Raw genomic sequence first — 10,662 nt, 5'->3', positions numbered from 1 at the left:
GGAACCGGCGTGCCGTCACGCGGGTGACGGTCGTCGCGCGGGCGGGCTGGCGGTGGGCGGCCGTCGAGGGTGACGCCGAGATCATCGGCCTGGACGATCCGCATCCCGATGTCGACGGCGAAGCGCTGAGGCGGCTGTGGCGGGACATCTTCCGGGCCGCGGGCGGCACTCATGACGACTGGGACACCTACGACCGGGTGATGGCGGAGGAGCGGCGAGCCGCCGTACTCATCGCCCCCCGCCGCGTCTACACCAGCCCGCGGACCTCCTGACGCCACGAGGGGGCGGGATCGAGGTCGGCGGCGACGAGTTCGGCGAATTCGGTGGCGAGCGGGCTGAGGGCGTCCCATTGGCGGGCCGCCCAGCCGACGGTGATGGGGGAGAGCGCCGGGATGGGGACGGTCCGGACGGGGCCGTCCGGTGCGAGCCTGGGCAGGGACGGCAGTATCGCGTGGCCGATGCCGAGTTCGGCGAGAAGGACCGCGGTGTCCCAGTCGGCGACCCCGGCGGTCTGTGCGGGCGCGCAGCCGAGCCGCACGAAGTCCTCCTCCAGCCGCCGGTGCGACGCGGAGTTGGCTGGATGGGCGATGTAGCGGATCGAGCGGAGATCGCGGGGATCGATGGTCTGGCGGACGGCGAGCGGATCACCGGCGTTGACCACCAGGACCCAGGGCAGGTCGATGACCGGCCACTGCTGGATACCGGGAGCCGGTTGCCCCAGCGTGATCCAGGCCAGGTCCGCCTGCCCGCTCTGCAGGAGTTCCAGGCAGCGGCGGGTCGACTGCGCGGACTGGAAGTCCAGGGTCGCTTCGGGATGCCGGTCGCGGAACGCGGTGATGGCGTCCGGCATGAAGTGCCGGACCGTCACGCCGCCCGTGGTGATCTTCACGGTTCCGCCGTCGCCGTCGCGGAGTTCTCCGAGGCGGCGGACGGCGGAGTCGAGGGACGTGATGCCGCCCAGCGCCGCCTGGTACAGGATCCGGCCCGCGTCCGTCGGCGTGACCCCGCGGGGTTGCCGCTCGATCAGCGCGAGCCCCGTCTCGCGTTCGAGCCTTTTGACGTGCTGGCTCACCGCCGACTGGCTGCAGGACAGGGTGCGGGAGACCGCGCTGAGATTGCGGGCCTCGCACACCGCGATGAAGACCCGGAGGTCGTCGAGCGTCACCGACCCAAGCTAACTCTTGGGGTTTTATAAGTAAATCCAAGAATTGACTGGAATGGCTTCGGGGCTCAAGGTGGGGTCACGAACCAGATGGTTCTGAAAGCGGCGGCAACCCGTCCGCGGCGCCCGGCGATGTGTGCTGGTGACCCGGGACATACGGCACACGACGATCGGGCGGGCGGACGGGTGCCGACCCTCTCCGGCGGAGAGCACTCACGACACGACGGGCCCGGCGCCCGTGTCAGCCGCCGACCAGGAGCAGGGACTTGCCGACCGTGGTGCGGGCGGCCAGTGCACGGTGGGCGTCGGCGGCCCGTGCCAGCGGATAGGTGGCGCCGATCGACGGGCGGAGCCGTCCTTGCGCGGCCTCGTCCAGCGCGAGGCCCAGCAGTTCGCGGACGGTGGCCTGGTCGGGCGGCCCGTCCATGAGCGGGGTGGACACTCGCAGGCCGCGGCGCTCGACGAGGTCCGGGTCGGGGGCGGTGCCACCGTCCGCGGTGCCGTAGGTGACGAACCTCCCGCCGTCGGACACCGCGTCGAGGGCGGCGATGCCGAGCGCGCCGCCCGCCCCTTCGTAGGCCAGCGCGACACCGCCGCCGGTCAGCTCCCGTACCCGCTCGGCCCAGCCGGGTTTCGTGTAGTCGACGACGGCCTCCGCGCCCAGTTCGCGGGCCAGGGCCAGCTTGTCGTCGCGGGACGCCGCCGCCACCACCCGGGCGCCGGCGGCGACGGAGAGCTGGACCAGCAGCGATCCGGCCCCGCCCGCCGCCGAGGACACCAGCACCCATTCCTCCTTCTCGGGTCTGCCCAGCCGGTCCAGTCTGAGCGCGGTCACGCCGTCGTTGACGAGGGCCGCGGCCGCCTCGTCGCCCAGCCCGTCGGGGACGGCTGCGATCTCCTCCACTCCGGCGACGATCTGTTCGGCGTAACCGGCGTCCGTTCGGACGACCACACGCCGTCCCGTCCACGCCGGGTCCACGCCCGGTCCGACCGCCAGGACCTCGCCCGCTCCGCCGACGCCCGGCACGTACGGCAGGTCCCGTGGGAAGAAGTCCTGGCCCCAGCCGCCGCGCAGCAGGGTGTCGAGGAAGATCACGTCCGCCACCGTCATGCCCACCACGACCTGGCCGGGGCCTGGTTCGGGATCGGGCAGTTCGGCGAGGCGCAACACTTCCGGACCACCGAACGAACCGACCTGAACAGCACGCATGAGCTAGATTCCTTTCGCCGGAAGACCCCTCGCGGGGATGTGCCCCCAGTGTTCAACCTGAAGATTGGTTGAGGTCAAGCGCCCGGTCCCTGAGGTGCCGGGTCACGGCGCGGTCGGGGAGGGCGCAACTGTCGACATCCGGGTCTCGCGAAGACTGGTGCTTCTGGCCATGGACACGCGTGGTGCACCGAGGATCATCGGCGTCGTGGACACCAATGAGCCCCCCGCCACCGCAAGCCGCCGGACGTTCCTCTCCCTCTCCACGGCGGCCGCCGCCGCCACCGCCGGTGCGGGCGCGGGCGTCGCCGTGACCGCCTCGCCCGCCTCCGCGCGAGAGCGGGGATGGCCCGACGGGCCCGGCAAGCCCGTCCGGAACCAGCCGCCCGGCGCCGAGCTGCGCGAACTGCTGCGCGAGATCGACCGGGACCGCATCGAGGCGAACGTCCGCAAGCTGGTGAGCTTCGGTACCCGGCACACCCTGTCCGCCCAGGACGACCCGGACCGCGGCATCGGCGCCGCCCGCGACTGGATGCTCGCCGAGATGAAGCGGTACGCCGCCGCGTCCGGTGGGCGGATGACCGCCGAGCTGCAGTCCTACGTCCAGGAGCCCGCGTCCCGCATCCCCGTCCCGACCCGGATCACCAACGTCGTCGCGACGCTGCGCGGGTCGGTCGCGCCCGACCGGATCTATGTGGTCTCCGGGCACTACGACTCCCGGGTCAGCGACGTCATGAACGCCACGGCGTACGCGCCCGGCGCCGACGACGACGCCTCCGGGGTGGCCGTCGTCATGGAGTGCGCCCGGGTCATGGCCAGGCACCGGCCGGAGGCCACGGTCGTCTTCACCGCCGTGGCCGGTGAGGAGCAGGGGCTGTACGGCTCCAGGTACCAGGCGAAGCAGTACAGGTCCGGCGGCGCCGACGTGCAGGCGATGTTCACCAACGACATCGTCGGCACCGGCACCGCCGACGACGGCACGCGCGACCCCCGCTCCCTGCGGCTGTTCGCCGAGGGCGTCCCCACCGCCGAGACTCCGGAGGAGGCCGGCGTGCGGCGCGCGGTCGGCGGTGAGAACGACTCTCCGGCACGGCAGCTCGCCCGGTTCGTCGCGTCCGTCGCCGGCGATCACGCCACCGGCATGCGCATCCGGACGGTCTACCGCAGGGACCGCTACCTGCGCGGCGGCGACCACATCGGCTACCTGGAGCAGGACTATCCCGCCGCCCGCTTCACCGAACCCCACGAGAACTACGCCCACCAGCACCAGGACGTCCGAGTGGAGGACGGAACGCAGTACGGCGACCTGCCCGAGTTCTGCGACTTCGACTACATCGCCCGGGTCGCCAGGGTGAACGCCGCGACGCTGTGGTCGCTCGCCCAGGCCCCCGGGACGCCCAAGAACGCCCGCGTCCTCACCGACCGGCTCACCAACGACACCGACCTGGTCTGGGACCGCGGCCCCGAACCCGACATCGCCGGATACGAGGTCGTGTGGCGGGAGACGACCAGCCCCGACTGGACGCACGTCATCCCCGTCGGGGACGTCACCGAGGTCACCGTCGACCTGTCCAAGGACAACGCCTTCTTCGGCGTCCGCGCCGTCGACCGCGACGGGCACCGCAGCCCGGTCGCGTTCCCCGTACCGGACTGACGGCGGCGCAGGCGGCCACCAGCGTCTCCGGCCGCGTTGGCGTTCGTTCCCGTGATGTCGGTGGTCTTTGCCGTCGGCAGCGTCGGCGGCGCAGGCGGCCACCCGCCTGGCCGCGTTGGCGTCCGTCCCCGTGATGTCGGCGGTCTTTGCCATACTCCCGGGTCATGACCGACAGCTCGGATGAGGAGTTGCGTGCCCGGCTCGCCGAGGCCGCCGGGAACGCGCCCGATCCGCAGGCCGCCCGGCGGGCGCTGGGGCTGCTGCGGCCGTCGATCGCGCTCACGAGCGGCGACGGGCCGGGCTGCGGCAGGACCCGCCTCGGGGGCCTGCCGCCGCTGCCCCCGCACGCCGGGTGGCCGACGTTCGGCGACCGTCCGCTGACGCTCGCGGCGCAGCTCGACTGCGCGGCGCTGCTGCCGCTGCTGGGCGACGAATGGCCTCTCCCGCGTGACGGGCTCCTGCTGTTCTTCTACGACGACGCCTTCGGTGAACTCAACCCCGAAGAGCCGTGCGTCCTGCATGTGCAGGGGGACGCGCCGGAGCGCCCGGCGCCGCCGGGCACGCCCGTGAATCCCGAGTTCCCGCTCAACGCCGCCCGCACCCCGTCACTGCCCGTTTCCTTCAGCCACGCGGTCACCACGTTCCTGGACGACCTCGATCTCATCGACGCCATGGACGCCGTGGGGCCGCTGACCGACGTTCTCCCGAGCGTCGACTACCGGCTGCTGGGCTGGCACGACGGCGGAGCCGACGGGCTGGAAGGCCACCGCACGCTGCTCCAGCTGGAGACGGTGGACGGCGCCGACTGGGGCGAGATCGTGAACATCGCGTACTGGATCGCCGACGAGGACCTCGCGGCGGGCAGGTTCGACCGCGCCTACCCGGGCATCGAGGTCGCCTGACCGCGCGCGCCGCGCTGCCGGGGCGGCGGAGGCGTCACCCGGAACGGGCGGCGATGAAGGCGGCGAAGCCGTCGTGGAGGCGGCTCAGGCCGAACTCGAAAAGCTGCTCGTAGGAGAAGTCGAAGGTGTTGTCCGCGAGGTCGGCCATGGTCGGGAAGTCGCCGCTGCCCAGGGCCTTCTCCAGGGTCGGGACCTGGGCCTGCCAGAATTCGTCGCTGCTGACACCGGTCCGGTGTTCGGCGCGGCGCTCGTTGAGGTAGCTTCGCGCGAGGCCGTCCACGAAGTCGCTCTGGACGCCGAACATCATCATCAGCGTCCGGTCGTCGATCCCGCTGGGGCGCAGCAGCCGGAAGACCCGGTCCAGGCCGCGCATGCTGTTGGGGCCCAGGAGCGGGCGGCTCTGGTCCACGTACGGGTACCAGGGGTGGTCCATGCAAAGCCGCCACTCAGCGTGGGCTTCGGCCGTCAGGACGTCGCGCCAGCCGGCTTCCGCGTCCGGCTCGTCTTCGGGGATCTCGATGACGTGGTCGAGCATGAGGTCGAGCAGTTCGCTCCTGCCGGGGACGTAGCGGTAGAGCGACATCGTCCCGACGCCGAGCTGGGTCGCGATGGAGCGCATGGACAGCGCTTCGAGTCCTTCGCTTAAGGCGATCTCGTCGGCGACCTCGACGGCCGCCGCGACGATCCTGTCGAGGCTGAGCGTGGCCGGCCGCCCCCGCGGCGGCCGGGTCCGGTCGCCCCACAGCAGCTTCAGGCTCACCCCGAGGTCGCGGCCTTCGCCGGGCTCATTCGTCATCGTCCGTCCTGCTCGTCATCTGCGCGGGGCACCGGTCCGGTGCCATCGGTAAGAAGCTACCGCCAACACTTAGTATATGGTGTACGCTAACTTGCGTATAGTGTACGCGAAGTAGGGAGGCGATATGGCGGACGACGCGATCCTCGCCGAGGGGATCCGCAAGGTGTACGGCGAGAAACGGGCGCTCGACGGCTTCGATCTCGCGGTTCCGAAGGGCATGGTCTACGGGCTGCTCGGCCCGAACGGGGCCGGCAAGACGACCGCCGTGCGCATCCTGGCCACGCTCCTCCGGCTGGACGGCGGCCGCGCGGAGGTCACCGGCCTGGACGTCGCCACGCAGCCCCGGCAGGTGCGCCGCCGGATCGGGCTGGCCGGGCAGCACGCCGCGGTGGACGAGGTCCTCACGGGACGGCAGAACCTCCGCATGTTCGGCAGGCTGTTCCACCTGGGCAAGAAGCGGGCCGGAGTGCGCGCCGAGGAGCTGCTGGAACGGTTCGACCTGATGGATGCCGCCGACAAGGGGGTCAAGCAGTACAGCGGCGGGATGCGCCGCCGGCTCGACCTCGCCGCCAGCATGATCCTGGCACCGGACGTCCTGTTCCTGGACGAGCCGACCACCGGGCTCGACCCGCGCGGCCGGAACGAGGTGTGGGAAGCGGTCCGGACGCTGGTCGCGCAGGGCACCACGGTCCTGCTGACGACGCAGTACCTGGACGAGGCGGACCAGCTCGCCGACCGCATCGCCGTCATCGACCACGGCCGGGTCATCGCGGACGGCACGCCCGGGTCGCTGAAGCAGCTGATCGGCGGCGACCGCATCGAGGTGGTCGTGCGCGATCCGGCGGACCTGCCGGCGACGTCGGCCGTGGTCGCCCGCGTCGCGTCCGCCGAGCCGCAGACCGACGAGGCGTCCGCGCGGGTGCACGCGCCCGTCACCGAACGGGTGGCCGCGCTGACCGAGGTCGCCCGCACCCTTCAGGACGACGGAATCGCCGTGGAGGACATCGGGCTGCGGCGCCCGACGCTCGACGAGGTGTTCCTGCGCCTCACCGGACGCCCCGCCGAAGAGGAGAAGCAAGAGGAGAAGCAAGAGGTGAAAGCGTGAGCATCGACACCAGGCCGGCCGACACCGACGACGGGCCCGGCGCACGCCTTTACTGGGCCGTCGCCGACAGCTGGACGATCGTCCTGCGGGGGCTCACCCATTACGTCCGGCAGCCGAGCAACATCGCCTGGCAGCTCGGATTCCCGATCGTCTCGGTGCTGCTGTTCGGCTACGTCTTCGGCAGCGCCATGTCCGTACCCGGCGGCGGCGACTACCGCGAGTTCCTGATGCCGGGCATGTTCGGAATGACGATGGCGCTCGGCTTCATGAACACCGCGTACGTCGTCGTCTACGAAAGCGCGCGAGGCGTGACCGACAGGTTCCGGTCGATGCCGATGGCGCCCTCGGCCGTCGTCACCGGACGCGGCGTCGGCGACCTCATCGCCGCGAGCCTGGACCTCATCGTCCTGGCCCTGACGGCGCTGGCGATCGGCTGGCGCTCCGACGCCGGCCTGCTCGGCACGCTCGCCGCCTTCGGCCTGTTCCTGCTGCTCCGCTTCGCGCTGATCTGGATCGGCGTGCTGCTGGGCATGCTGGTCCCGAACGAGGAGGCGGCCGGAAGCCTGTTCGCGGTCGCGTTCCCGTTCGCGATGATCTCCAGCGCGTTCGTCGCGCCGTCCCTCATGCCGAGCTGGCTGGGCACGATCGCGATGTGGAACCCGGTCTCCTCCACGGTGACGGCGTCCCGCGAGCTGTTCGGCAACCCGGCCGCGGTCGGCGACACCTGGATCGAGCAGAACGCCCTGCTGATGGCGATCGTCTGGCCGATCATCATCACGGCGATCTTCCTGCCGCTGGCCGTCCGCCGCTTCCAGCGCCTGAGCCGCTGAGCCGAGCCCGCCCGGCCGGGCCCCCAGGAAACAGGCAGGACGTTCTCCTGGGCGGCCCGTTCGGCGGGATCGCGCAATGGTGCCGGTACGTTGCTCCAAAGCACCCCGAATGGGGGGTTATCCGTCGTAGGCTCCGCCCATGACGGCAGATGGGACCCCTTCCGGGCTCGACGACGTGATCCGCGGCGACGTTCCTCACTCCGCGCGCATTTACAACTACTGGCTCGGCGGGAAGGACAACTTCGAGATCGATCGGGCGATCGGCGAAAGCGTCGTCCAGGCGGAACCGGAAATGCTCACGATGACCCGCCACAACCGGGCATTTCTCGGCCGCGCCGTCGAATACCTCGTCACCGAGTGCGGGATCCGCCAGTTCCTGGACGTCGGTACCGGACTCCCGACCGCCGACAACACCCACGAGGTCGCGCAGCGCGCCGCTCCCGAAAGCCGCATCGTGTACGTCGACAACGACCCGATCGTGCTCGCGCATGCCCGCGCCCTGCTGACCAGCACGCCCGAGGGCGCGACCGACTACCTCGACGCGGACCTGCGCGAACCCCGCAAGGTCCTCGCCGCGGCGGCCGCGACGCTCGATTTCAGCAAGCCCGTGGGGGTCATCCTGCTCGGCGTCCTCGGCCACATCGCCGAGGACGGCGACGCCCGCGCCGTCATCGACGCGCTCATGGACGGCACCTGCGCGGGCAGCCACCTGACGATCTCGGTCAACACCAACGTCGTCAACAAGGAGAACATGGACCGCGCCGCCGCCTCCTACAACGAGGCGTTCGGCCGTCCTCCGATCTACATGTACACACCCGAGCGGCTGGCCGCGCACTTCGCGGGCATGGAACTGGTCGACCCCGGCGTGGTGTCGGTGGCCCGCTGGAGGCCCGCCGGCTCGCCGTCCGGCGGCGAGCCGCCGGAGATGGACGCGTTCGCCGGCGTCGCACGCAAACCCTGACCACGGCGGCGAGTCGCCGCAGATGGGGCGTTCGCCGGTGTCGCGCAAACCCTGACCGCGGTGGCACTCCGCGCTCGGTGTTCGCCTCGCGTCCCCTCTTGACGCAGGTCAGAGGTAGTGCAAGCGTGAGAGGTGATGGTGAAAGGGGGACCCATCATGATGGAACTCAAGAGCATGGAGAAGCCTGACGATCGGCGAGACTTTCCCAAGGGTCACCTGGAGGTCGTCAACCTGACGGGCCTGGTCTTCGGGCAGGCGACGTTCGAGCCCGGCTGGCGCTGGACGGAGTCGGTCAAGGACATCGCCGGAACCGACCTGTGCGAAGTGCACCACAACGGCTACGTCGCCCAGGGGCGGTTGCGGATCCGGATGCGGGACGGCTCGGAGGGAGAGGCCGGTCCGGGGGACGTGTTCGTGGTGTCGCCGGGGCATGACGCGTGGGTCGTCGGCGACGAGCCCTGCGTGGTGTTCGACTTCGCCGGAGGGATCGGCGTATACGCGAAGGCGGGCGACTCCTAGACTGACCGCCAGAAACTCCGCAAAACGGCCATGTCTGGCGTACGCTCCGATCATGACCGCAGCTGACAACCCTTCCGGCGATGGCCGGCTCGAGGACGTGATCCGCGCCGACGTTCCTCACTCCGCCCGCATTTACAACTTCTGGCTGGGCGGGAAGGACCACTACGACATCGACCGCATGGTCGGTGAACAGGTCATTCAGGCCGAACCGGGCTTTGTTGAGCAGATGCGGGAGAACCGGGCATTTCTTGGGCGTGTCGTCGAGTATCTGGTTCGCGAGTGCGGTATCCGCCAGTTCCTCGACATCGGCACGGGCCTACCGACCGCCGACAACACCCACGAGGTCGCGCAGCGCATCGCCCCGGACTCCCGCATCGTGTACGTCGACAACGACCCGATCGTGCTCGTCCACGCCCGTGCCCTGCTGACCAGCACCCCGGAGGGCGTGACCGACTACATCGACGCGGACATGCGCGAGCCCGAGAAGATCTTCGCCGCCGCGGCCAAGACGCTCGACTTCGACAAGCCCGTCGCGGTCATGATGCTGGGCATCTTCAACCACATCGGCGACGACGCCGAGGCGCGCTCCCTGATCGGCGCGATCATGGACGGCACCTGTCCGGGCAGCTACCTGGCGATCTCGGTCAACACCAACGTCGTCAACAAGGAGAACATGGACCGTGCCGCCGCCTCCTACAACGAGGCGTTCGGCAACCCGCCCATCCACATGCTGACCCCGGAGCGCTTCACCGGCCACTTCACAGGTCTGGAGCTGGTCGAGCCCGGTGTGGTGTCGGCGAGCCGGTGGCTTGCTCCGGGCACGGCGCCGTCCGGGGAGGAGCGCCCCGAGATGGACTTGTTCGTCGCCGTCGGCCGTAAGCCCTGACCTCGGCGGAAACGGTCATTGAACGCGAACACCCCGGGTGCGTGACGCGCCCGGGGCCTTGGCGGGAATTGACGAGGTGCCCGGGCCCGCGGACGGGTAGCTTCGAGAGATGAACGTTCGGCCGACTCTAGAGGACATTCGGCGTGCGCCGAAGGTGTTGCTGCACGACCACCTGGACGGTGGGGTGCGGCCCGAGACCGTCGCGGAGCTGGCGGAGGAGTCCGGATACGGCGATCTGCCGGCCGCCGACCCGGTCGAACTGCGGGAGTGGTTCGAGGCGGCGGCCAACTCCGGGTCGCTGGAGCGGTACCTGGAGACGTTCTCGCACACCGTCGGGGTGATGCAGTCGGCGGAGGCGCTCAGGCGGGTCGCGTACGAGTGCGCGGAGGACCTTGCGAACGACGGCATCGTCTACGCGGAGGTCCGGTACGCGCCCGAGCAGCACCTCCGGAACGGGCTGTCCCTGGAGCAGGTCGTCGAGGCCGTCCTGGACGGGTTCGCCCGCGGCCGCGAGGAATTCGGGATCAGGGTCGGGACGCTGGTGACGGCGATGCGGCACCAGGCGCGCAGCATGGAGATCGCGGAGCTGGCCGTCCGGTACCGCGACGCGGGCGTCGTGGGCTTCGACATCGCGGGCGCC

The 10,662-nt window shown here is 70.7% G+C and carries 10 protein-coding genes and 2 pseudogenes; 9 read left to right on the top strand and 3 right to left on the bottom strand.

The window, feature by feature from the left end:
* Positions 1 to 272 (top strand): annotated as a pseudogene (locus E1285_RS39400) (pyridoxamine 5'-phosphate oxidase); the annotation flags it as partial.
* Here E1285_RS39400 and E1285_RS39395 read toward each other — a convergent pair.
* A complete protein-coding gene (locus E1285_RS39395; protein WP_132159703.1) occupies positions 248 to 1,165 on the bottom strand; it encodes a LysR family transcriptional regulator in 918 nt (305 codons plus the stop codon). The pseudogene E1285_RS39400 and the gene E1285_RS39395 overlap by 25 nt on opposite strands.
* 238 nt (positions 1,166 to 1,403) lie before the next feature.
* Positions 1,404 to 2,372, bottom strand: coding sequence for a zinc-binding dehydrogenase (locus E1285_RS39390; protein WP_132159702.1), 969 nt, complete (start codon positions 2,370 to 2,372; stop codon positions 1,404 to 1,406).
* Positions 2,373 to 2,577: 205 nt separating this feature from the next.
* Here E1285_RS39390 and E1285_RS39385 point away from each other — a divergent pair, with 205 nt between their 5' ends.
* Positions 2,578 to 4,023 (top strand): M28 family metallopeptidase, encoded by a 1,446-nt coding sequence (locus E1285_RS39385; protein WP_207947151.1) that lies wholly within the window; start codon positions 2,578 to 2,580, stop codon positions 4,021 to 4,023.
* Between the two features lie 164 nt (positions 4,024 to 4,187).
* Complete coding sequence (locus tag E1285_RS39380; protein WP_132159700.1) at positions 4,188 to 4,925, top strand: YwqG family protein; 738 nt, start codon at positions 4,188 to 4,190, stop codon at positions 4,923 to 4,925.
* A gap of 34 nt (positions 4,926 to 4,959) precedes the next feature.
* Here E1285_RS39380 and E1285_RS39375 read toward each other — a convergent pair whose 3' ends face one another.
* Entirely contained in the window at positions 4,960 to 5,721 is a 762-nt protein-coding gene (locus E1285_RS39375; RefSeq protein WP_132159699.1) for a TetR/AcrR family transcriptional regulator, read from the bottom strand.
* 124 nt (positions 5,722 to 5,845) lie between these two features.
* On the opposite strand from E1285_RS39375, the gene E1285_RS39370 reads away from it, so the two are divergent.
* The 6 genes and pseudogenes from E1285_RS39370 to E1285_RS39345 all read left to right on the top strand — a co-directional run.
* Positions 5,846 to 6,826 (top strand): ATP-binding cassette domain-containing protein, encoded by a 981-nt coding sequence (locus tag E1285_RS39370; RefSeq protein ID WP_132159698.1) that lies wholly within the window; start codon positions 5,846 to 5,848, stop codon positions 6,824 to 6,826.
* On the top strand, positions 6,823 to 7,656 hold the full coding sequence (locus E1285_RS39365) for an ABC transporter permease (protein WP_132159697.1): 834 nt from the start codon (positions 6,823 to 6,825) through the stop codon (positions 7,654 to 7,656). Before E1285_RS39370 ends, E1285_RS39365 begins: the two co-directional genes overlap by 4 nt.
* A gap of 139 nt (positions 7,657 to 7,795) precedes the next feature.
* Positions 7,796 to 8,617, top strand: a complete 822-nt coding sequence (locus E1285_RS39360) for an SAM-dependent methyltransferase (RefSeq protein WP_132159696.1) — start codon at positions 7,796 to 7,798, stop codon at positions 8,615 to 8,617.
* Between the two features lie 156 nt (positions 8,618 to 8,773).
* Positions 8,774 to 9,136: a cupin domain-containing protein gene (locus tag E1285_RS39355; protein ID WP_132159695.1), complete on the top strand. Its 363-nt coding sequence runs from the start codon at positions 8,774 to 8,776 to the stop codon at positions 9,134 to 9,136.
* 52 nt (positions 9,137 to 9,188) lie between these two features.
* Positions 9,189 to 10,022, top strand: coding sequence for an SAM-dependent methyltransferase (locus E1285_RS39350; protein WP_132159694.1), 834 nt, complete (start codon positions 9,189 to 9,191; stop codon positions 10,020 to 10,022).
* A gap of 109 nt (positions 10,023 to 10,131) precedes the next feature.
* Positions 10,132 to 10,662, top strand: a pseudogene (locus E1285_RS39345) (adenosine deaminase); the annotation flags it as partial.

Source organism: Actinomadura sp. 7K507 (assembly GCF_004348425.1).
Lineage (GTDB): Bacteria > Actinomycetota > Actinomycetes > Streptosporangiales > Streptosporangiaceae > Spirillospora.
The sequence above is the reverse complement of the archived record's forward strand: the minus strand, read 5'-3'. Positions and strand labels throughout refer to the sequence as shown.